This window comes from Pseudoroseomonas ludipueritiae (assembly GCF_014490445.1).
GTDB classification, from domain to species: Bacteria; Pseudomonadota; Alphaproteobacteria; order Acetobacterales; family Acetobacteraceae; genus Pseudoroseomonas; species Pseudoroseomonas ludipueritiae.
The window spans coordinates 1-21,418 of record NZ_JACTUZ010000069.1; the positions used below are offsets into that span (position 1 = coordinate 1).

Consider the following 21,418-nt stretch of genomic DNA (forward strand, 5'->3'; position numbering starts at 1 on the left):
CAGGGGCACCGGGCTGTCGCTGGGGTCGGGGCGGGCGGCGCGGGTGGCCAGCATGGCCAGCGCGGCATCGGCCGGCGTGGCGCCCGCGAGGCCTGTCTTGCGCGCCAGCCCCGCTGCTCGGTCGCGGAAGGCGGAACGGCCCAGGGCGGCCACCATGCCCGCCATCTCCTCCAGGCTCAGCGCCCCATCGTCGAGCTGGCGGCTGAGCGCCAGGGCGGCGCTGAGGGCGGGATTGGCGAAAGGATCACCCCGCGCCGCCCGTCGGGCCTCGGCGGCGAGGGACAGCAGGGCTGCTTCAGGAGACGCGGTCATGCCCGGATGCTGCACGGGCGAAGCGCCGCTGTCGCCCTGTTTCTGTCCAACCCCCTGGGCTTCCCAACCCGGCCGGGATTGAGGATGCTGCACCCGCAAAAAAGGCGCCCGCGCCCACCAACCGAGGAAGGCAGACCATGAGCGAAGCCCCGACAACCAATGCCAAGCCCAAGAAGTCCGTGGCGCTGTCCGGCGTGCCTGCCGGCAATACCGCGCTCTGCACCGTGGGCCGCAGCGGCAATGACCTGCATTACCGGGGCTACGACATCCTGGAGATCGCGACGCGCTGCGAGTTCGAGGAAATCGCCTATCTGCTGGTGCATGGCAGCCTGCCGGACCAGGGCGAGCTGCGCGGCTACAAGGCCAAGCTGCGCAGCCTGCGCGGGCTGCCGGCGGCGGTGAAGCAGGCGCTGGAGGCCGTGCCCGCCGCCGCGCATCCGATGGATGTGATGCGCACGGGCGTCTCCGTGCTCGGCACCGTGCTGCCGGAAAAGGAGGACCATTCCCATGCCGGCGCGCGCGACATCGCGGACCGGCTGATGGCCTCGCTCGGCTCCATGCTGCTCTACTGGTACCACTACAGCCAGAACGGCCGGCGCATCGAGGTCGAGACTGACGACGACAGCATCGGCGGCCATTTCCTGCACCTGCTGCACGGCCATGCGCCGCGCGAGAGCTGGGTGCGGGCCATGCATACCTCACTCAATCTCTATGCCGAGCATGAGTTCAATGCCTCGACCTTCACCTGCCGCGTCATCGCCGGCACGGGGTCGGACATCTACTCGGCCATCGCGGGCGGCATCGGCGCGCTGCGCGGCCCCAAGCATGGCGGCGCCAACGAGGTCGCCTTCGAGATCCAGAAGCGCTACGCCGACCCGGAGGAGGCCGAGGCCGATATCCGCGCCCGCGTTGCCGCCAAGGAAGTCGTCATCGGCTTCGGCCACCCGGTCTATACGATCAGCGACCCGCGCAACGAGGTGATCAAGGCCGTGGCGCGCGAGCTGTCCGATGAGGTGGGCAGCCGCAAGATGTTCGACATCGCCGACCGGATCGAAGCGGTGATGGCGGATACCAAGAAGATGTTCGCGAATCTCGACTGGTTCAGCGCCGTCTCCTACCACCTGATGGGCGTGCCGACGGCGATGTTCACGCCGCTCTTTGTCATCGCCCGCACGGCGGGGTGGAGCGCGCATGTGATCGAGCAGCGCATCGACGGCAAGATCATCCGCCCCACCGCCAATTACACCGGGCCGGAGAACCGCCCCTTCGTGCCGCTGAGGGCACGCTGAGACCGGATGCCGCTGAAGTCGCGCTGACGGCGCGACCATCGGGCGCTTCCGGCGTTGGTGGGGCATGGAGAATCGCAGCATGAGCGGCACCCCCCGCCCCACCGAGGACGAATCCCTGGAAGAACGCACCCGCCGGCTGGAACAGCAGCGGGTGCGGCCGGAGGATGAGGAACGCAAGAGCCCCGATGGCCCCGCCACCCAGGTGACGCCCGAGGTGGAGCCCTCGGGCAGCTAGCGGTGATCGTCTTCCTCGACTTCGAGGCCAGCAGCCTGGGCAAGCGCGGCTTTCCCGTGGAAGTCGGCTGGGTGGCGGAGGATGGCAGCGAGGAAAGCCACCTGATCCGCCCCGCGCCCGACTGGGACGACTGGAGCGAGGAAGCCGAGGGCATCCACGGCCTGACGCGCGAGGTGCTGGAACGGGAAGGGGAGCCGCATGACGCCGTGGCCCGCCGTATGGTGGCGGTGCTGACGGGGCATGCGCTTTATGCCTCGGCGCCCTCCTGGGATGGGCAATGGCTCAGTCGGCTGTTGCGCGCCGCCGGGCTGCCGCGCCACGCCCTGCGCCTGCGCGACACCGAGGAAGCACAGCGCGAGGCCGTGCTGGACGCCCTGGCGGAAGCCGGTATCCCGGCGGAACAGCGGGCGGGGCTGGCCTATGAGATCCTCTCCGCCGCCATAGCCGAATCGGAGCAGGAAGGCCCGCCGGCCCACCGCGCCCTGGCCGATGCCAAGCAGGAGCTGGAACGCTGGCGGGAATTGCGCCGGCGCGCGGCCGGCGCCGCGGCTCAGGCCTTGGGCGGCAGGTAGGACTTGCCGTCGAGGTAAGCCTTGCGCCAACGCGTGATGACATGCCGTGCCGGCAGCCCGACCTGGGAAAAGGGATCGGCGGCCAGGAAAGCCTCGGCTTCCTCGCGCGTCTCGACATCGACGATGTAGAAGCTGCCGCCGCCGTCGCTGCCGTCATCGGCCAGCTTGGCGCCCACCGCCAGAAGCTTGGCGGCATTGGCGGCCAGGAAGTCCAGATGCGTGGCGCGGTGCTGCTGGCGCAGCGCCTGGCTGTCCGGCTTGTCCCAGGTCTCGATCAGAAAGGGCATGGTGGGGTTCTCCTCCAGCGGGAGGCTAGCGCCACCCTGGCCGAGGTAAAGGGGGCGCGGGCCGGAGTTGCACGCCCTGCCCGCGTGCAAACTTAGTCATCCGCCGGCGCCCCCTTCAGGCGCCTTTGGACTTCGGGTCAGGTGGTTCGCAGTCACACCCGACCCCTCCGGCCCGCTCCCGGTCCATGCCTCCCCTGCAGGCAGGAACCGGTTCTCGTTGGCGGATGAACAACGGAGGCCAGGGTGAGAAGTGCGGGACCCCTGGAAGGCGATGGGACGGTGGTCGCCCCTCCGTTGTTCATCTGCAACTGCGAGTTATTCGCAATACATCGTATTCCCTGCCCGCCGTCAAGCATCATCGGCACACATAAATGCGAGTTGGTCGCAACTGGCGCCGCTGGCAGCCATCCTGGCCGCCGGCGGCGCCGGGCGCCTTGCGCTAGATCATCAGCTCGATCACGAAGGGGCCATTCTGCGCGAAGGACTGCTGCATCAGGTCCGCGCATTGCTCCAGCGTGGTGGCGCGGGCGGCTTCCACGCCCATGCCGTTGGCCAGCTGCAGCCAGTTCAGGTCCGGGTTGCCGAGGTCCAGCATGCTCATCGCCGTCGGGCCCGGGTTGGCGCCGACATTGCGGTACTCGCCGATCAGGATCTGATACTTGCGGTTGGCCAGGATGACGGTGGTGACCGGCAGCTTCTCCCGCGCCTGGGTCCAGAGCGATTGCAGCGTGTACATGGCCGAGCCGTCGGCCTGCAGGTTCACCACCCGCCGCTGCCCGCCGGCACCGATCGCGGCACCCGTGGCCAGCGGCATGCCGCAGCCGATGGCGCCGCCGGTGATCTGCAGCCAGTCATGCGGCGCCGCCGCGTGGCTGTGCTGGAAGAAGCCACGGCCGAAGGAGACGCTTTCATCCGCCACGATGCCGCCTTCCGGCAGCAACGCGGCCACGGTCTGCGCCAGCCCTTCCGGCGTCGGCGCGCCACGGCCGATGCCGGGGCGGGGGCCGGCGTCCGGCAGCGCCACCTCGGGCGCACCCAGCTCTTCCACCAGGGCGCGGAGGCCGGCCTCGGCATCCTGCTCGTAGCGGGTCAGGACATGGATGCCGGCGGTTTCCGGGTAATGCAGGCTGGGCTTGCCCGGATAGGCGAAGAAGCCCACCGGCGCCTTGGCATTCACCAGGATGATGTGCTCGAAGCTCCCCAGCGCCGCGATGGCGGCCTCGGCCACATAGGGCACGCGCTCCAGCATCAGGCGGCCGCTGCCGCGCTCGACGCGGGCATTGGACATCTCGGCCAGCACCTTGGCGCCGGTGGCCTGCGCCGCGCGCCAGGCCAGGGCCTGGGCATCGGCCCGCAGGCCGGCACCGCCCAGCAGGATCAGCACGTTCTTCTTCTCGCGCAGCACCTTCGCGGCGTTGCGCACGGCATGCGGGTCCGGCGCCACGGGGGCGGGCACCGGCAGGGCCTCGGCCACCACGCCGCCCTCGTTCCAGGCGGTGTCGGCGGGCAGGATCAGCGTGGCGATCTGCCCCGGCGCGGTGCGCGCCGCCTGCACCGCCACGGCGGCATCGGCGCCGACGCGGGTCGCATCCGTCGCGGTCCGCACCCAGCCGGAGACGGGGCGGGCCCAGCCCTCGGTATCGGCGGTCAACTGCGCATCCAGCGGGCGGTGATAGGTGGCCTGGTCGCCCACCACGTTCACGATGCCGCTGCGCGCGCGCCGGGCGTTGTGCAGGTTGCCCAGGCCATTGGCCAAGCCGGGACCGCAATGCAGCAGCGTGGCCGCCGGCTTGCCGGACATGCGGTAATAGCCATCCGCCATGCCGGTGACGATGTTCTCCTGCAGACCCAGCACGCAGCGCATGCCGGGAATCCGGTCCAGCGCGGCGACGAAATGCATCTCGCTGGTGCCGGGATTGGCGAAGCAGGTGTCCACCCCGCTCCCCAGCAGCGTATGGACCAGACTTTCAGCTCCGTTCACCGGTCGTTTCCCCTCTTGGTCGGCTCGTGAGGTGGAGAAGGTGAAGCCAAAGCCGGATTCAGGAAAGGGGGGGAGGTTAGGGTAGGCCAGGGGGCGCTGCCCCCTGGACCCCCGCTGGGGAGACAGGGTCTCCCCAGGCCCCGCCATCAGCTGGCCTTGTTGTTCAGGGGGCCGCCTGAAGCACCAGGCCGGCCGGTGACCCGCCGGGGCAAAAATTATATTTCATGGAAGAGCGGCGCGGGCCTGCATGGCCGTCCCAGAATCTCGGCGGGGTCTGGGGTGACCCTGTCACCCCAGCGGGGGTGTCCAGAGGGGGCGGCGCCCCCCTCTGGCCCCGGCCGGGTTTCAGGCCAGCCAGGACGGAACCGGCAGGCCCTTTTCCCGCAGGAAGGCGGGGTTGAAGAGCTTGGACTGGTAGCGCGCCCCGCCGTCGCAGAGCACTGTCACCACGGTATGTCCCGGCCCCATGGCCTTGGCCACGCGGATGGCCGCGGCCACGTTCAGCCCGGCGCTGCCGCCCACCGAGATGCCTTCGTCGATCAGCAGGGAAAACACCTGCTCCAGTGCCTCGGCATCCGGGATGGTGACCGATTCGTCGATCGGCGCGCCCTGGAGGTTGCCCGGCGCCCGCGCCGCCTGCCCGATGCCTTCGGTGACGGAGCTGCCTGGGCTGGCCTTCACCGTGCCGGTCTTGACCCAGGCGTCGAGCCCGCTGCCTTCCGGGTCGGCCAGCACGATGCGGACCTTCTCGTTCTGCGCCTTCAGCGCCCGCGCCACGCCCGCCAGTGTGCCGCCGGTGCCGCAGGCGCAGGTGAAGGCATCCACCTTGCCGCCGGTCTGCTTCCAGATCTCCGGGCCGGTGGTCTGCTCATGGGCGCGGCCATTGGCGGGGTTGTCGAACTGGTTGGCATAGAGCACGCCGGCGGCCTCGCCGCCCAGTTCCTCGGCCAGGCGGCGGGAGACATGGACGTAGTTACCCGGGTCGGCATAGGGCTTGGCCGGCACCAGCCGCAGGTCAGCGCCGATCATGCGCAGGAAGTCCAGCTTCTCGCGGCTCTGCGTCTCCGGCACCACGATCACGCTCTTCCAGCCGCGCGCATTGGCGGCCAGCGCCAGGCCGATGCCGGTATTGCCAGCCGTGCCTTCCACCACCGTGCCCGGCTTGCCGGGGGTCAGCACGCCGCGCTCCACCGCATCCTGCAGGATGCCCAGCGCGGCGCGGTCCTTGACCGAGCCGCCGGGGTTCATGAACTCGGCCTTGCCAAGGATCTCGCAGCCCGTGGCTTCCGAGGCGCGGTGCAGGCGGATGAGGGGAGTGTCGAGCACCGCCCCCCAGAAGCCTTCGGCGATGGCCATCAGTTCTTCACTTCCACCCAGCGCAGGTAAGGCTTCTGCGCTTCCCAGCCCTGCGGGAAGCGTTCCTTGGCCTGCTCGTCGGAGACGGAGGGCACGATGATGGCACGCTCGCCCGGCTGCCAGTTCACCGGCGTGGCCACCTTGTGCCTGTCGGTCAGTTGCAGGCTGTCGATCACCCGCAGCACTTCCTGGAAGTTGCGGCCGGTGGAGGGCGGGTAGGTCAGCATCAGCCGCACCTTCTTCGCCGGGTCGATGACGAAGACGGTGCGCACCGTCACGGCCGGGTCGGCCTCCGGGTGGATCATGCCGTAGAGCTCGGAGACCTTGCGGTCGTCGTCCGAGATCATGGGGAAATTGACCGCCGTGCCCTGGGTTTCGGCGATATCGGCGTTCCAGCCCTCGTGCCGTTCCAGCGTGTCGACGGAAAGGCCGATGACCTTGACGTTGCGCTTGTCGAACTCGGGCTTCAGGCGCGCCGTCTCGCCCAGTTCGGTGGTGCAGACGGGGGTGAAGTCCTTGGGGTGGCTGAAGAGCACCACCCAGGAATCCCCCGCCCATTCGTGGAAGCGGATGGGACCCTGTGAGGTCCGTGCCTCGAAATCCGGAGCGGTCTGGCCGAGCTGGATGGTCATTGCGGCGTCCTCTTCATGCTTCCCGAAAGGGAACTACGCTGCAAGATCGTGCGTCAAGGCACCCCCTGGAAGAGGGTTTGCCGTTTCATGCGTGAAATTTGTCAGGTCTGCGCCAGCGGCGCGGCTTTAGTGCTCGCTGTCCGGGTGGCGCAGCAGCCAGAGCCGCTCATGCGCCGCCACCAGGCTTTCCAGGTTCTTGCGGCGGTTGGTGTCGGTGCTGACGGGGCGGCGGGTCAGCATGCGCTCCAGGATATGCAGCAGCTCCTCCGCCACCTCGAAATCCGCCTGGTCGCAGGCCTGGTGGAAGGCGATCAGGATCTTGTCGGACAGGCGGCGCGTGTAGCGCGGGGCCGGCCCCGTGACCGCGGAGCGCGGCGGTGGGCGTCCGACCAGATCCTCGAACTCGTCCTCGGCCATGTCGCGTCTTGCTCCTCAGGGGCTGGTCGTCGGCCGGCGCTCGCGCCGGAAAGGAATGGGGCGGCGCGAAGTCGTCAGGCGCGCGGCAGTTGCGCGCGGATCGCGGCGGCGATCTCCTCCGGCTGGGACTGCGGGCGCAGCAGGGCGCGCACCCGGCCATCGGCGCCGATCAGGTAGATGAAGGAGGAATGGTCCATCAGGTACTCGCTCATCTCCGGCCGCTTCACCTTGGAGTAGAAGACGCGGAAGGACTTGGCCATGGCCGCCACCTGATCCGGCGTGCCGGTCAGGCCCACCATGCGCGGGTGGAAATTGGAGACATAGCTCTTCATCTGCTCCGGCGTGTCCCGCTCCGGGTCCACCGTCACGAAGAGCGGGGTGGCGCGCTCGGCCTCGGAGGGGGCGAGCAGGTCCATGGCGGCGGCGATGGAAGCCAGCTCCGTGGGGCAGACATCGGGGCAGAAGGTATAGCCGAAATAGCCCACCAGCAGCTTGCCGCCGAAATCGCCCTGCGTGACGGTGCGGCCATCCTGGTCCAGCATGGTGAAGGCGCCGCCCATGCTCATGCCGGCCGGGAGCTGGATGCCGCCAGTGGGCACCGGCGGGGCCGTCTCCCGGCCCGTCAGCGCCGCGACCTGGCGGAGAAAGGAATCGCCCAGTGGCTCCCCGGCCTGACGGCCGAACCACGCGCTGCCCCACAGGCCCCCAAGGCCGAGAATCAGGACAACCAACAGGATACGGATCACGCGTTGCATGGCGCATGCTTAGCTGATGCGGTGAGGTGGCGGAATATCCCTCGCGGACACAAGGGTGGGGGCCGCGCGGGGCGTTACGCCTCCTTACCTTTGCCGCGTGCGATCAGTTCCAGGATGGCGCTCACCACCTCGCCCCGGAACCAGCGCTCGCCTAGGTCGCGGTCGCGGGAGCCGTTCCAGGCCAGGGCGGTGGCGGTGGGAGAGGGGGAGATGGGCGGCGTCTCCACCAGCAGCCCGCCACGCTGCGCCAAGCGGCGGCCGACGAATTCCGGCACCGTGGCCAGCATCTCCGTGCCCGGCAGGGCGGCGGCCAGCAGGGAAAAGGAGCTGAGCCCCAGCACCACCCGGCGCTGCCGCCCCTCGCTGCGCAGCAGCGCGTCCACATTGCCCTCCAGGTGGCCGCGCGCCGAGATCAGCGCATGCGGCCGGGCGCAGTAGTCGTCGAGGCTGGCAACGGGGCCGGTGCTGGCATCGCGCAGCACCACCCAGGAGGAATGGCCGAGCACGCGCATCCTCGCATTGGCCGGCAGATCGTCCCCCAGGTAGCCCAGGGCGGCGTCGATCTCGCCGCTGGCCAGCAGCGCCGGCAGGCTGTGGTGGTCCCCCAGCCGGATGGCGAGGGAACAATTCGGCGCCGCCTCGCGGATGCGCGCCAGCAGCGGCGGCAGCACGGCGAAGGCGATGGCGTCGCTGCAGCCAAGCACAAAGGTGCGGCGGTCGGTGGCGGGGTCGAAGGGCGTGACGGAGGCGATGGCATCCGCCATTTGCTCCAGCAGCGGCGCGATGGTGGCGTAGAGTTCCTCGGCGCGCGGGGTGGGGCGCAGCACCTGCCCCTCACGCACCAGCAATTCATCGTGAAGATGCTCCCGCAGCCGCCGCAACCCGCCGGAGGCGGCGGGCTGGGACAGGAACAGCCGCTCCCCGGCGCGCGTCACATGGCGCTCTTCCATCAAGGCAACGAAAAGGCGGAGTAAATTCAGATCAGGGAGACGGTCTGTCTGGCTCATGGATGGGGCCTAGCTAGGCCGGGGGGCGGGGGCCTTCAACGGCCCCCCCCTTCAACCTTCGGCTATGCCGACAAACATGGATGGAGCTTAATCGTTACCCGGAGTTTGCCCATGTCACGCCGCCCTCTCGCCCTTGCCGCCCTGCTGGCCTTTTCGGCAGCAGGCCCGCTGGCGGCCCAGCCCGCGCCGGTGCCGCCCGCCACGTCTGCCCCCCGTGCCCAGGGCACGCTGCTGCGCCTGAACGAAACCGGCGAGGTGAGCCGCGCCCCGGACGAGCTGCGCGTGAACCTGCGGGCGGAAGCGCGCGGGCGGGATGCCGCCGCCGTGCAGGCGCAGGTGAACCGCGTGGTGCAGGCCGCCCTGGCCAAGGCCGGCGGCGTGGCCGAACTGCGCGCCACCACCGGCGGCTACTGGACCAACCGCGACAGCGAATCCCGCGAATGGACCGCCAGCCAGGGCCTCTCGCTGCGCGCCACCAATGCCACTCCCGCGCTGGAACTGGCCGGCACGCTGCAAGGGGAAGGGCTGCTGATGGATGGCATGGCCTGGAGCCTTTCGCGCGATGCCGCCCACGCGGCGCGGCAGGAGGCCGGGCGGCTGGCCATCGAGGCGCTGCGCGCCCGCGCCGGGGCGGTGGCGGAGCAGCTGGGCATGGAGGTGGCCGAGATCCGCAGCCTTTCCATCGACACGCCCGAGGCGCCGATGCCGCGCATGGCCATGGCGATGCGCGCCCAGGCCGCCGCCGCTGCCCCGCCGCCTGCCAGCGCGCCGGAGGAGGTGACGGTCACCGCCACGGCCCAGGCCGAGGTGCTGCTGCGCCCCCGGCCATGAGGCCCCGCACCGCGGAATAAAGCGTCAGCGCCGCGAAAAACCCGCCCGGCGGACTGGCGCCGGGCGGTGGCGGTGCCATGATCGGCGCCAGCATGTCCGCCACCTTCACCGGGATCGCCCTCAACCTCGTCGCGCTGGTCTTCTTCGTGACGATGGACACCACCGGCAAGCTGCTGGTGGCGCATTACCCGGTGGGGCAGGTGGTCTTTGTCCGCTTCGTCTTCCACGTTCTCTTCGTGGCGCTGGCCATCCGGCTGCTGACGGGCAGCCTGCCCTGGCGCTCCCGCGCGCCCTGGCTGCAGATGCTGCGCAGCCTCTGCCTGCTGGCGGGCAGCCTCTTCTTTGTCGGCGCTCTGGCCTTCATTCCGCTGGCCGATGCCACGGCGGTGGGCTTCGCCTCGCCGCTGCTCACCGTCATCCTGGCCGCCGTCTGGCTGCGGGAAAGCGTGGACTGGCGCCGCTGGCTGGGGGTGGGCATCGGGCTGCTGGGCGTGCTGGTGACGCTGCGGCCGCCCTTCCTGACCGGCGGCGCGGCGCCGCACTGGGCCATCATGCTGCCGCTCTGCAACGCCGCGCTCTTCAGCGTCTACCAGATCCTGACGCGGCGGCTGGCGGTGATCGACGACCCGCGCACCACCATCCTGCATACCGGCGTGGCCGGGGCGCTGCTGCTGGCCCTGGCGCAGCCCTTTATCTGGCAATGGCCTGGCTCGGCGGGGCCGATCCCGGCCGGCTGGGTCTGGCTGGGGCTGGTCGCGCTGGGGGCACTGGGGGCGGCGGGGCACGGGCTGCTGGTGCTGGCCTTCACCCGCCTGCCGGCCAGCCTCCTCGCGCCCGTCATGTATTCGCAACTTCTCTGGGCCCTGATCGCTTCGGCGGTTGTATTTGGGCAGAAGCCGGACAGCATTACACTCTCCGGCGCGGCGATCATCGCCTGCGGCGGCCTGCTGGTGGCATGGCCCGCCCGCGGGAAGGGAGGACGGAGAGCATGACCGAGGGCCATCCGGGAGGGCCCCTGGCGCCCACCGGCGCGGCGGGTGAGGCAGCCCAGGGCCGCTCGCGCGAGCACTTGCCACCGGGGGCCGCAGGCGCTAGCGGATGGCCGGCGCGAGGACAAGGTATGGCCAGCATCATCGAGGCACCCCGAAACCAGACGGCCGAGGCCCTCCGGGACCACCCCCGGGCGGCGCTGGATGCTGCATCCGTGCGGGATGCCTACCGTCGCTGGGCAGGCGTCTATGACGCGGTGTTCGGCGGCGTTTCCGCCTTCGGGCGCCGCCGCGCCGTGGCGGCGGTCAACCGCCTGCCCGGCACGCGGGTGCTGGAGGTCGGTGTCGGCACCGGACTGGCGCTGCCGCGCTACAACCGGGACAAGCGCGTGGTGGGCATCGACCTGTCGCGCGAGATGTTGATGAAGGCCGATGAGCGCGTCCGTGCCGAGGGTCTTTCCCATGTGGAAGGGCTGCTGGAGATGGACGCGGAGAAGATGGCCTTCCGCGACGGCTCCTTCGACATCGCGGTGGCCATGTTCACCGCCTCCGTGGTGCCGGATGCCAAGGCCCTCTTCGCCGAGATGCGCCGCGTGGTGCGCCCGGGCGGCCACCTGCTCTTCGTGAACCATTTCGCCGCCGAGGCCGGGCCCCGCTGGTGGGTGGAGCGCGCCATGGCGCCGCTCTCCCGCATCCTGGGCTGGCACCCGGATTTCGCGCTGAGCGACCTGCTGGACCCCACCGCCGTGCAGCTCGATGCCGTCGAGCCCTGCCAGCCGGGCGGGCTCTTCACGCTGGTGCAGGTCCGCAATGCCGCGGCGGGTGGGGCCGCCGCCACGCCGGCCGCCGTCGCCGCCGCCTGAGTCGGTGCGGCCCGTGCCCGGCCGCGCCTCCCCCCTCCGCATCGGCGACGACGAGGTCGTCGAGCTGGCCGGCATGTTCTGGCTGATGAGCGACCCGACGCGCCTGCGCATCATCCTGGCCTGCCTGGACGAGCCGGCGCCGGTGGGGGAGATGGCCGAGCGCATCGGCATCTCCGCCTCCCTCGCGTCCCACCACCTGCGCCTGCTGCGCGCGGCGCGGCTGCTGCAGGCGGAGCGGCGGGGCCGCCAGGTGCTCTACGCCGTCACCGATGGCCATATCCGGTCCATGCTCGCCGACATGGTGGACCATGTCGCGGAAGGCGAGGCGGAAAGCGATTCGGCCGCGCCGCTTTCCTCCTGAGCGGGGACAGACTGCGGATTCGGCGCAAAAAAGTCCTCAGAACGAAGGATCAACGGATGCTCGGCGCCCCGCTGACTTGTGCGGTGGTGGGGCGCGCGACTATGGTCCGGCGGAAGCCTGGGCTCCCCCTCTCGCAGGGGAGGAGTACCGGGGGCTGGGTCGCGCGGTGCGCCTGGCATACGATTCGGGGCGGCGCGTGGCGCGGTCGCGCAAACCCCGGCCTGGGGTGCGTGGGACGGCGGACGCATGAAGAACGGACGGACGGGATTGGGAATGCGGCGGACGATCGTTTCGCGGCTCGCGGGGGGTTCCGCGTTGGCCGGGCTGGCCTTGGCGCTGGCGCTGGGCATGGCCTCGGGGCCGGCATGGGCGCAGGCTGCCCAGACGGCGGCGGACGTGATCGCGCCGCAGCCCTGGGGCGTTGATTTGCAGCCGGCCGCGGGGCCGGTGAAGGAAGCCATTCACGACTTCAACCAGCTCGTGCTCTGGATCATCGTGGCCATCACCGCCTTCGTGGGCGTGCTGCTGGCCTACGTGATGTGGCGCTTCCGGGCCTCGGCCAACCCCGTGCCCTCGCGCACCAGCCACCACACGCTGCTGGAGGTGGCCTGGACCGTGGTGCCGGTGCTGATCCTGATCGTGATCGCCATCCCCTCCTTCCGCCTCATCTACTACGAGGACCGGGCGGTGGATGCCGATGTGACGATCAATGTCACGGGCCGTCAGTGGTACTGGCATTATGCCTATCCCGACGCCGGCAACCTGGCCTTCGACAGCTATCCGGTCGCGGAAGCGGACCTGAAGCCGGGCCAGCTGCGCAACCTGGACGTGGACAACCCGCTGGTGGTGCCGGTGGGCAAGAACATCCGCGTGCTGACCAATGGCCAGGACGTGATCCACTCCTTCTTCGTGCCCAGCCTCGGCGTGCAGAAGTACACCATCCCCGGCCGTACGCTGGAGACGTGGTTCCGCGCCGACCGCCCGGGCACCTTCTATGGCCAGTGCAATCAGATCTGCGGCCAGAACCATTGGTTCATGCCGATTGTTGTGAAGGCAGTGCCCCAGGCCGAATACGAGACCTGGCTGGCCGAGGCGAAGACGCGCTTCGCGGCCGAGAGCGACGTGGCCCCGGCTCCGGCCAAGGTGGCGTTTGAATCGACCGTGGCTGCGCCGGGCGCTGCCCGGGTCGCGGAACTGCACCGCTGATCTTGGCGGATTGAGAACGGTTTTTGGGTTCGGGAAGCGGGACGGACGGACAGATGGCGACCGCCACACATACGCATGACCACCACGACCACACGCCAGGATTCTGGAAGCGGTGGTTCTTCAGCACCAGCCACAAGGATATCGGGATCCTCTACCTGATCTTCGCTGTGGCGGCGGCGATCGTTGGCATCGGGCTCAGCCTGCTGATGCGCATTGAGCTGCAGCATCCGGGCATGCAGTTCTTCGCGGACGGCCAGATGTGGAACGTGGCTGTGACCGCGCATGGCGTGATCATGGTCTTCTACGTGATCATGCCCGCGCTGATCGGCGGCTTCGGCAACTACTTCGTGCCGATCATGATCGGCGCGCCGGACATGGCCTTCCCGCGCCTGAACAACATCTCCTTCTGGCTGCTGGTGCCGGCGCTGATGCTGGCCGCGGGCAGCCTCTTCGTGGGCGGCGCCGGCACGGGCTGGACGCTTTATCCGCCGCTGTCCAACAGCCAGTACCAGTCCGGCATGGGCGTGGACATGGCGCTGTTCTCGCTGCACCTGGCGGGCGCCAGCTCGATCCTGGGCGCGGTGAACTTCATCACCACCATCTTCAACATGCGCGCCCCGGGCATGACGCTGCACAAGATGCCGCTGTTCTGCTGGGGCATGCTGGTCACCGCCTTCCTGCTGCTGCTCTCCGTGCCCGTGCTCGGCGGCGCGATCACCATGCTGATCACCGACCGTAACTTCGGCACCTCCTTCTTCGACCCGGCCGGCGGTGGCGACCCGGTGCTGTTCCAGCACCTGTTCTGGTTCTTCGGCCACCCCGAAGTCTACATCATGATCCTGCCGGCCTTCGGCATCATCAGCCACATCCTGTCCACCTTCAGCCGCAAGCCGATCTTCGGCTACCTCGGCATGGCCTATGCCATGGTGGCCATCGGCGTGGTCGGCTTCGTGGTCTGGGCGCACCACATGTTCACCTCCGGCATCTCGGTGGACACGCGGGCCTACTTCATGGCCGCCACGATGATCATCGCGGTGCCCACGGGCATCAAGATCTTCTCCTGGATCGCCACGATGTGGGGTGGCTCGCTCACCTTCAAGACGCCGATGCTGTTTGCCATCGGCTTCATCTTCCTGTTCACGGTGGGTGGCGTCACGGGCGTGAAGCTCTCCAACGCTTCCGTCGACGTGATCCTGCACAACACCTATTACGTCATCGCCCACTTCCACTACGTGCTGTCGCTGGGCGCCGTCTTCGGCATCTATGCCGGCTTCTACTACTGGATCGGCAAGATGAGCGGGAAGCAGTATCCCGAGCGCCTGGGCCAGATCCATTTCTGGCTGACCTTCATCGGCGTGAACCTGACCTTCTTCCCGATGCACTTCCTGGGCGCCCAGGGCATGCCGCGCCGCTACCCGGACTACCCGGATGCCTTCGCGGGCTGGAACCTGATCGCCAGCATCGGCTCCTATATTTCCGTCGCCTCCTTCGTGTTCTTCTTCTACGTCTGCTTCCGCACCTTCACGAGCAAGGAGCGGGCGGAGGCGAATCCCTGGGGCGAGGGTGCGACCACCCTGGAATGGCAGGTTTCCTCCCCGCCGCCCTTCCACACCTTCGATGAACTGCCCCGCATCCGCTAAGGGGGCATGGAGCTAGCGCCATGAGCGACAGCGCGATGCAGCGGGGGGGGGCTTCTGCCCCCCTCGGCACGTCCGAGGATCTCGATCTCAGCGAGGTGCGCGATTGGATCGCGCTGCTGAAGCCGCGGGTGATGACGCTCGTGGTCTTCTCCGGCCTCGTGGGCCTGCTGGTGGCACCGGGTTCGCTTCACCCCGTGCTGGCGGCAACCGCCATCCTCTGCATCGCAGTGGCGGCCGGCGCCTCGGGCGCCATCAACATGTGGTATGACCGCGATATCGACGCGGTCATGCGCCGCACCAGCAAGCGCCCCATCCCGGCCGGCCGTATCCGGCCGGAAGCGGCGCTGAGCTTCGGCGTCTTCCTCGCCGTGGCCTCGGTGGTGATCATGGGCCTGGCCACCAACCTGGTGGCCGCCGCCGTGCTGGCGGGCTCCATCGCCTTCTATGTCTTCATCTACACCATGTGGCTGAAGCGCCGGACGCCGCAGAACATCGTTATCGGCGGCGCCGCCGGCGCCTTCCCGCCGATGATCGGCTGGGCGGCCGTCACCGGCCATGTCTCGCTGGAGGCGGTGGTGATGTTCGCCATCGTCTTCTTCTGGACGCCGCCGCATTTCTGGGCGCTCTCCCTTTACGCCTCGGGCGACTACCAGCGCGCCGGCGTGCCGATGCTGCCGGTGGTGGCCGGGGCCAAGGAAACCCGCCGCCAGCTCTGGCTCTATTCCCTGCTGCTGGTGCCGGTCTCGCTGCTGCCGCTCGCCATCGGCATGTCCGGCCTCGCCTATGGCGCCGCCGCCGCCGTGCTGGGCGGCTTCTTCCTGCACTACATGTGGCGCGTGAAGCGCGACGCGCAGGATGAGGCCGGGCGCAGCCTGAGCAACGATGCCCCGGCGCGGGCTGCCTTCCGCTTCTCCATCATCTATCTCTTCGCGCTGCTGGCGGCCCTGGCGGCGGATGTGCTGGTTTTCCCGGCATGATGACGCCCGAGGAAAAGGCCGCCTTCATCCGCCGCCGCCGCGGCCGCAACTGGGCGGTGCTGCTGGCGCTTCTGGGTCTGGTGGCCTTGGTCTATCTGATCGCCATGGCCCGCCTGACCCGCGGCTGACCGCCCGAGCCTGACGAGAGGACCGCATCCCATGGCCGCGACAGACCCCGATCTCGCCCGCCGCAACCGCCGCCTCGGCCTCATCGCCGGCGGCGTGGCGGCCTCCATGGTCGGGCTCGCCTTCGCCTCGGTGCCGCTCTACGCCATCTTCTGCGCCGTCACCGGATACAACGGCACGCCGCAGATCGGCGGCATCGCGCCCGGCGCCACCGACCAGCAGGTGACGGTGCGCTTCAACGCCAATGTGCATCCCGGCCTGCCCTGGAAATTCGCCCCGGGGCAGGGGCCGGAGAAGCTGGCCCTGGGCCAGGAGGGCATGGCCTTCTACACTGCCCAGAACCTGGCGCAGACGCCGGTCACCGGCATCGCCACCTATAACGTGACGCCCGAGATCGCCGGCCCCTATTTCCACAAGGTCGCCTGCTTCTGCTTCGATGAGCAGACGCTGGAGGCCGGCCAGCAGGTGGAGATGCCCATCGCCTACTGGGTGGACCCGAAGATCGCGGAAGACCCGAACACCAAGGGCATCCGCACCATCACCATCAACTACACCTATTTCCGTACCCTGGCCGATGCCGAGCGCGCAGGCGCCGTGGCCAAGGCCGGGGAGCATGTGGGCAAGCGGACCGAGCTGGTCTCGCCCGACGGCCCGCAGACGGCTACACCATGACCCTGCTGCGGGTCGCCGTGACGGGGTTGATCACCGCCCCGATTTCGGGATTGATGCAGCGTATCGTTCCGGATGGCCGGGGCAGCCTGCCCTGTCCGACCCTTCGCGTGACGTCTTGAGTCCAGGAAGACCAATGGCCAGCACCGACAGCGCGGTTGCCCCCGCTCATAACAAGCACCCCTACCATCTGGTCGATCCCAGCCCGTGGCCCCTGGTGGCCTCGTTCTCGGCCGGCCTGCTGGTCTTCGGCATCATCCTCTTCGCGCAGCACAATGTGCACTGGGTGCTTGGCGTCGGCATCCTGGGCGTGCTGGCCTCCATGTACTTCTGGTTCCGCGACATCATCCGCGAATCGAAGCAGCCGGGCATCCATAACGCCATCGTGCGCATCGGCCTGCGCTACGGCATGGTGCTGTTCATCGCCTCCGAGGTGATGTTCTTTGTCGCCTTCTTCTGGTCCTGGTTCCACTTCTACCTGTATCCGGAACATGTCTCCGGCGCCGCCAAGGCCATCTGGCCCCCCGCCGGCGTGCATACCTTCGACCCGCTGGGCCTGCCGCTGCTCAACACCATGATCCTGCTGCTCTCCGGCTGCACGGTGACCTGGGCGCACCACGCGCTGATCGAGGGCGACCGCAAGGGCCTGCTGCAGGGCCTGGGCCTGACGGTGCTGCTGGGCATCTCCTTCTCCTTCTTCCAGTTCTACGAATATGCCGAGGCCCCCTTCGCCTTCCACGGCGGCGGCATCTATTCCTCGGTCTTCTTCCTGGCCACCGGCTTCCACGGCTTCCACGTGATCGTCGGCACCATCTTCCTGGCGGTCTGCTGGTTCCGTGCCCGCCGCGGCGACTTCACGCCGGAGCGCCACTTCGGCTTCGAGGCCGCCGCCTGGTACTGGCACTTCGTGGACGTGGTCTGGCTGTTCCTCTTCGTCGCCATCTACGTCCTGGGCGCGGGCGAGATCGCGCAGCACTGACGCGCCGCCCCGGCCCTTCCCGCCAGGGGAGGGCCGGGGCTAGAAGCGCCAGCATGCAGTCCCGCTGGCGCCGCCTCCTGCTTCCCACCCTGGCTCTGCTGCCAGTCCTGGCCATCCTCGCCGGCCTCGGCACCTGGCAGCTCCAGCGCCTGCGCTGGAAGACCGACCTGCTGGCGACCATCGCCGCCGCCGAGGCTGGTCCCCCCATCCCGCTCACCGAGCATCCCCAGGACTACACCAAGGTCTTCACCGAAGGCCGCTTCCGCCACGAGCAGGCCGTGACGCTCGGCGTGGAGGTGCGCGGCGCCACGCTCGGCACCCACCTGCTGGTGCCGCTGGAGCGGGAAGGCGCGCCGCCGCTGCTGGTGGACCGTGGCTGGCTGCCGCTGGAGCGTGGCCCGGTGAGCCAGCCCGAGGGCATCCAGCGCGTCGAGGGCTATGTCCGCCCGGGCGAGACCGCCGGCCTCTTCAGCGCCACGGATGACCCCGCCACCCGCCGCTTCTACAGCCTGGACCCCGCCGCCATCGGCGCCGCCATCGGCCAGCCCGGCCTCCTGCCTTTCGCGGTGGTGGCCATGGGCCCGGCCGGCGGCACCCTGCCGCAGCCGGCGCAGCACCTGCCGCGCCCGCCCAACAGCCACCTCGGCTATGTCATCACCTGGTATGGGCTGGCGCTCTCGGCGCTCGGCGTCTTCATCGCCTGGGCCCGCGTCCGCCTGAAGGAATCCGCATGAACGCCGCCTATCACCGCCTGAAGGCCCGCTTCGCCCGCATCGCCCTGCTGGGCGAATCCCAGGCCATGCTGCACTGGGACGCCGCGGCGGTGATGCCGCCCGGTGGTGCCGCGGCGCGGGGCGAGCAGCTCGCGGCCCTTTCCGGCCTGTCGCATGAGCTGCTGACGGCGCCGCAGGTGGCCGAGGATCTGGCGGAAGCCACGGCCGAAGGGGAGTGGGAGGGCGCCAACCTGGCCCTGATGCGCCAGACGCACCGCCGCGCCACCGCCCTGCCCACCGCGCTGGTGGAGGCGACCGCACGCGCCAATGCGGCCTGTGAGGCCGTCTGGCGCCGCGCCCGCGCGCAATCCGACTTCGCCCTGGTCGCCCCCGCGCTGAAGGAGGTGGTGCGCCTCCAGCGCGAAACCGCCGCCGCCCTGGCCGGGGCCACCGGCCTCTCGCCTTATGACGCGCTGATGGAAGGCTACCAGCGCGGCATCGGCGCCAGTGATGTCGAGCCCATCTTCGCCGCCTATGAGCAGTTCCTCCAGCAGGCGCTGCCCCAGGCCGAGGCCATCCAGGCCAGCCGTCCGGCGCCGCGCCCACTGACGGGCCCCTTCCCGGTGCCGGCCCAGCAGGCCCTCTGCCGCGCCATGGCCGAGCGCGTCGGGCTGGATTTCGACCATGCCCGGCTGGACGAAAGCACCCATCCCTTCTGCGGCGGCACGCCCACGGATGTGCGCATCACCACCCGCTACAGCGCCGATTCCGCTGCCCAGGCGCTTTTCGGCGTGCTGCACGAAACCGGCCATGCCCTTTACGAACGCGGCCTGCCCCCGGCCTTCGCGCACCAGCCGGTGGGCGAGGCCGCCGGCATGGCCGCGCATGAATCCCAGAGCCTGATCATCGAGATGCAGGCCTGCCGCTCCGATGCCTTCCTGCGCTTCATCGGCCCGCAGTTGCAGGCGAGCTTCGGCGGCGGTGCCGAGGCCTACGACCCCGCCAATCTCGCCGCCCTTTGGCGCCGGGTGGAACGCGGCTTCATCCGCGTCGATGCCGATGAGCTGACCTACCCCGCCCATGTCATCCTGCGCTTCCGGCTGGAACGCGCGCTGATCGGCGGCGAACTGGAGGTGGAAGGCATTCCCGCCGCCTGGAACGAAGGCTTCACCCACCTGCTGGGCCTGACGCCACCGGACGACGCCCGTGGCTGCCTGCAGGATATCCATTGGTACGACGGCGCCTTCGGCTACTTCCCCTCCTATACCCTCGGCGCCATGGCCGCCGCCCAGCTCATGCGCGCGGCACGCGGGGCGGAGCCGGGGCTGGACGCGGCCCTGGCCAAGGGCGACTTCACGCCGCTGCGCGACTGGCTGCGGAAGGCCGTGCACGGGCAGGGCTCGCGCCTGGGCTTCCAGGACCTGCTTCGCGCGGCCACGGGCAAGCCGCTGGACCCCTCGGACTTCACCGAACACCTCCGTGGGCGCTATCTCGCGGCCTGAAGCATGCTCGGGCCGGGGCCAAAGGAGGCTCCGCCCCCTCTGGACACCCCCGCTGGGGTGACAGTGTCACCCAGGCCCCACCATCTGTTTGGAACAGGCGGCACGGCTGTTCCGCCGGAGGTCCATGACCTCCGGCGACTGCGGCTTCAGCCCGCATGGCCCTTTGACATTCTCACCACAGGCGACTGCCGCCGCGCCCCTCATCCTCAAACAGCCAGCGGGGTCCGGGGTGGACTTTCCACCCCGGCGGGCGTGTCCAGAGAGGGCGGAGCCCTCTTTGGCCCCGGTTGTTCAGGACGCGACCGGCGAGAGGCTTCGTTTCAGGCAGCGCAGGGCGAAGGCGCTGCGGGTATGGCGCACCCCCGGCAGCTGGTAGAGCTTCTCCCGCAGCAGGGCTTCATAGCCTGCCGTGCCGCTGACGGCGGCCTTGATCAGGTAGTCGTAATCGCCGGTGGTCAGGTGGCATTCCAGGATCTCGGGCGTGCTGTTCACCGCCTGCTCGAAGCGCGCCAGGGCGGCCTCGTCGTGCTTGTCCATCATGACCTCGACGAAGACCGTGTCGGGCAGGCCCAGTTCCGCCTGGTCCAGCAGCGCCGCGTAGCCCTTGATAACCCCTGACTGTTCCAGCCGCCGCACCCGCGTCCAGCAGGGGGAAGGGGAAAGGCCCACTTCCTCGGCCAGTTCGGCATTGGTCAGCCGGCCATTGCGCGCCAGCGCACGCAGGATTCGGTGGTCCGTGGCATCCATGGCTCGCTTCTACCCTCCGGTGGAAGAATCTGCGCGACCTGGCCTGAATTGCGGCAGAGGAAAAACAATTTTCACCATGATGCGGATGAACATGCCGTGTCTCGGTGAATTACGGCCAGCTTCCGGAAATTCTTGACGCAGCCGTCACGATCACTCACATCAACGAGAGGACGAAGGTATCGCGATGCGGCTGCATGGCCATCCCCGATCTTCAGCGACCTGGCGCGTTCGCATTGCCCTGGCGTTGAAGAACCTCCCGGTTGAGCTGGTCGAGCATTGCGCGCCGGCTGGAGAGGTCAGGGCGACCAGCATCCTGCGGATCAATCCGCAGGGGCAGGTGCCTGTGCTGGAAACCAGCAGTGGCCAGCGGCTCACCCAATCCCTGGCCGTCATCGAATGGCTGGAGGAGATGTGGCCGACCCCGCCGCTCTTGCCGCCCGGGCCGGTGCTGCGGGCCCAGGTGCGGGCCTTTTCCCATGCCATCGCCGCCGACCTGCATCCGCTGGTCACCACCCGGGCCCTGACGCGGCTCCGGCGGCTGGAGATGACCGAGGCTTCCCTGCGGCTCTGGACGCGCTCCGCCCTGGCGGAGGGGCTGGATGCCTGCGAAACGCTGCTCAGCGGTGCCGAAGGGCCTTTCTGCTTCGGCAGCAATCCCGGCATGGCCGATATCTGCCTGGTGCCGCAGCTTGCCCTGGCGCGGCAGCATGGTGTGTCCCTGACCTTCCCCCGCCTGCTGGCCGCCGAGGCGGCCTGCATGACCCTTCCGGCTTTCCAGTCCATTTCCCTGCCTGAGCTTTGGAGCAACTCGCCATGACCAGCCGCGACCTTCGCTGGCGCCTGCCCGCGGCCTTCCTGCTGGGCCTGCTGGCCCTGCCGCTGCCGGCCATGGCCCAGCTCCGCAGCGTGACGGTGCCGGCCGATGCATCGATGGTGGTGGCGCCGCGCGGCCAGCCGGCGCCCCGCCTCGCC

The 21,418-nt window shown here is 69.4% G+C and carries 24 protein-coding genes and 1 pseudogene; 16 read left to right on the plus strand and 9 right to left on the minus strand.

The genetic code is table 11. The features are described from left to right. Positions 1-312: pseudogene (locus IBL25_RS15065) on the minus strand (phosphoenolpyruvate carboxylase); the annotation flags it as partial. A gap of 137 nt (positions 313-449) precedes the next feature. On the opposite strand from IBL25_RS15065, the gene prpC reads away from it, so the two are divergent. From prpC to IBL25_RS15080, 3 genes are all read left to right on the plus strand, one after another. Next, the gene (gene prpC, locus IBL25_RS15070) at positions 450-1,601 is read left to right on the plus strand and encodes a bifunctional 2-methylcitrate synthase/citrate synthase (protein ID WP_187779368.1); all 1,152 of its coding nucleotides are present in this window, start codon (positions 450-452) and stop codon (positions 1,599-1,601) included. Between the two features lie 79 nt (positions 1,602-1,680). Beyond that, positions 1,681-1,836, plus strand: a complete 156-nt coding sequence (locus IBL25_RS15075) for a hypothetical protein (protein WP_187779369.1) — start codon at positions 1,681-1,683, stop codon at positions 1,834-1,836. A 2-nt stretch (positions 1,837-1,838) separates the two neighbouring features. After that, positions 1,839-2,408, plus strand: a complete 570-nt coding sequence (locus IBL25_RS15080) for a 3'-5' exonuclease (RefSeq protein ID WP_187779370.1) — start codon at positions 1,839-1,841, stop codon at positions 2,406-2,408. Here the strand turns inward: IBL25_RS15080 and IBL25_RS15085 are convergent. The 7 genes from IBL25_RS15085 to IBL25_RS15115 form a co-directional block, all read right to left on the minus strand. After that, positions 2,387-2,695 carry a YciI family protein gene (locus tag IBL25_RS15085; protein WP_187779371.1) on the minus strand — a complete coding sequence of 103 codons (309 nt, stop codon included), beginning with the start codon at positions 2,693-2,695 and terminating at the stop codon, positions 2,387-2,389. The two genes, IBL25_RS15080 and IBL25_RS15085, sit on opposite strands and share 22 nt — an antisense overlap. A gap of 439 nt (positions 2,696-3,134) precedes the next feature. Beyond that, on the minus strand, positions 3,135-4,676 hold the full coding sequence (locus tag IBL25_RS15090; RefSeq protein ID WP_187779372.1) for an acetolactate synthase large subunit: 1,542 nt from the start codon (positions 4,674-4,676) through the stop codon (positions 3,135-3,137). A 345-nt stretch (positions 4,677-5,021) separates the two neighbouring features. Then, complete coding sequence (locus IBL25_RS15095) at positions 5,022-6,032, minus strand: cysteine synthase A (RefSeq protein WP_187779373.1); 1,011 nt, start codon at positions 6,030-6,032, stop codon at positions 5,022-5,024. Next, a complete protein-coding gene (locus IBL25_RS15100; RefSeq protein WP_187779374.1) occupies positions 6,032-6,664 on the minus strand; it encodes a peroxiredoxin in 633 nt (210 codons plus the stop codon). The genes IBL25_RS15095 and IBL25_RS15100 overlap by 1 nt, the downstream gene beginning before the upstream one ends. 126 nt (positions 6,665-6,790) lie before the next feature. Then, positions 6,791-7,081, minus strand: coding sequence for a hypothetical protein (locus IBL25_RS15105; protein WP_187779375.1), 291 nt, complete (start codon positions 7,079-7,081; stop codon positions 6,791-6,793). Positions 7,082-7,155: 74 nt separating this feature from the next. After that, positions 7,156-7,836 (minus strand): SCO family protein, encoded by a 681-nt coding sequence (locus IBL25_RS15110; protein WP_187779376.1) that lies wholly within the window; start codon positions 7,834-7,836, stop codon positions 7,156-7,158. Positions 7,837-7,910: 74 nt separating this feature from the next. Next, entirely contained in the window at positions 7,911-8,843 is a 933-nt protein-coding gene (locus IBL25_RS15115; RefSeq protein WP_187779377.1) for a LysR family transcriptional regulator, read from the minus strand. 111 nt (positions 8,844-8,954) lie between these two features. Here IBL25_RS15115 and IBL25_RS15120 point away from each other — a divergent pair, with 111 nt between their 5' ends. The 12 genes from IBL25_RS15120 (at position 8,955) to IBL25_RS15170 (ending at position 19,699) form a co-directional block, all read left to right on the plus strand. Continuing rightward, complete coding sequence (locus IBL25_RS15120; protein ID WP_187779378.1) at positions 8,955-9,674, plus strand: SIMPL domain-containing protein; 720 nt, start codon at positions 8,955-8,957, stop codon at positions 9,672-9,674. 92 nt (positions 9,675-9,766) lie between these two features. Then, complete coding sequence (locus IBL25_RS15125) at positions 9,767-10,666, plus strand: DMT family transporter (RefSeq protein ID WP_187779379.1); 900 nt, start codon at positions 9,767-9,769, stop codon at positions 10,664-10,666. Between the two features lie 128 nt (positions 10,667-10,794). Further along, positions 10,795-11,526, plus strand: a complete 732-nt coding sequence (locus IBL25_RS15130) for a class I SAM-dependent methyltransferase (RefSeq protein ID WP_187779380.1) — start codon at positions 10,795-10,797, stop codon at positions 11,524-11,526. A gap of 13 nt (positions 11,527-11,539) precedes the next feature. Then, positions 11,540-11,887 carry an ArsR/SmtB family transcription factor gene (locus IBL25_RS15135; RefSeq protein WP_321210501.1) on the plus strand — a complete coding sequence of 116 codons (348 nt, stop codon included), beginning with the start codon at positions 11,540-11,542 and terminating at the stop codon, positions 11,885-11,887. Between the two features lie 273 nt (positions 11,888-12,160). Beyond that, entirely contained in the window at positions 12,161-13,093 is a 933-nt protein-coding gene (gene coxB / locus IBL25_RS15140; protein ID WP_187779381.1) for a cytochrome c oxidase subunit II, read from the plus strand. A gap of 53 nt (positions 13,094-13,146) precedes the next feature. After that, positions 13,147-14,733 carry a cytochrome c oxidase subunit I gene (ctaD, locus tag IBL25_RS15145; protein WP_187779382.1) on the plus strand — a complete coding sequence of 529 codons (1,587 nt, stop codon included), beginning with the start codon at positions 13,147-13,149 and terminating at the stop codon, positions 14,731-14,733. 20 nt (positions 14,734-14,753) lie between these two features. Further along, complete coding sequence (locus tag IBL25_RS15150; RefSeq protein WP_187779383.1) at positions 14,754-15,710, plus strand: heme o synthase; 957 nt, start codon at positions 14,754-14,756, stop codon at positions 15,708-15,710. Next, a complete protein-coding gene (locus IBL25_RS27330) occupies positions 15,707-15,838 on the plus strand; it encodes a hypothetical protein (RefSeq protein ID WP_267898233.1) in 132 nt (43 codons plus the stop codon). The genes IBL25_RS15150 and IBL25_RS27330 overlap by 4 nt, the downstream gene beginning before the upstream one ends. A gap of 31 nt (positions 15,839-15,869) precedes the next feature. Beyond that, positions 15,870-16,508 carry a cytochrome c oxidase assembly protein gene (locus IBL25_RS15155; protein ID WP_187779384.1) on the plus strand — a complete coding sequence of 213 codons (639 nt, stop codon included), beginning with the start codon at positions 15,870-15,872 and terminating at the stop codon, positions 16,506-16,508. A gap of 133 nt (positions 16,509-16,641) precedes the next feature. After that, on the plus strand, positions 16,642-17,484 hold the full coding sequence (locus IBL25_RS15160) for a cytochrome c oxidase subunit 3 (RefSeq protein WP_187779385.1): 843 nt from the start codon (positions 16,642-16,644) through the stop codon (positions 17,482-17,484). Between the two features lie 53 nt (positions 17,485-17,537). Then, complete coding sequence (locus IBL25_RS15165; RefSeq protein WP_187779386.1) at positions 17,538-18,218, plus strand: SURF1 family protein; 681 nt, start codon at positions 17,538-17,540, stop codon at positions 18,216-18,218. Continuing rightward, entirely contained in the window at positions 18,215-19,699 is a 1,485-nt protein-coding gene (locus IBL25_RS15170; protein WP_187779387.1) for a carboxypeptidase M32, read from the plus strand. The genes IBL25_RS15165 and IBL25_RS15170 overlap by 4 nt, the downstream gene beginning before the upstream one ends. Positions 19,700-19,990: 291 nt before the next feature. On the opposite strand, the gene IBL25_RS15175 is transcribed toward IBL25_RS15170, so the two are convergent. Beyond that, positions 19,991-20,446 carry an Lrp/AsnC family transcriptional regulator gene (locus tag IBL25_RS15175; RefSeq protein WP_187779388.1) on the minus strand — a complete coding sequence of 152 codons (456 nt, stop codon included), beginning with the start codon at positions 20,444-20,446 and terminating at the stop codon, positions 19,991-19,993. A gap of 184 nt (positions 20,447-20,630) precedes the next feature. On the opposite strand from IBL25_RS15175, the gene maiA reads away from it, so the two are divergent. Continuing rightward, positions 20,631-21,263 carry a maleylacetoacetate isomerase gene (gene maiA, locus IBL25_RS15180; RefSeq protein ID WP_187779389.1) on the plus strand — a complete coding sequence of 211 codons (633 nt, stop codon included), beginning with the start codon at positions 20,631-20,633 and terminating at the stop codon, positions 21,261-21,263. Positions 21,264-21,418 lie beyond the last annotated feature (155 nt).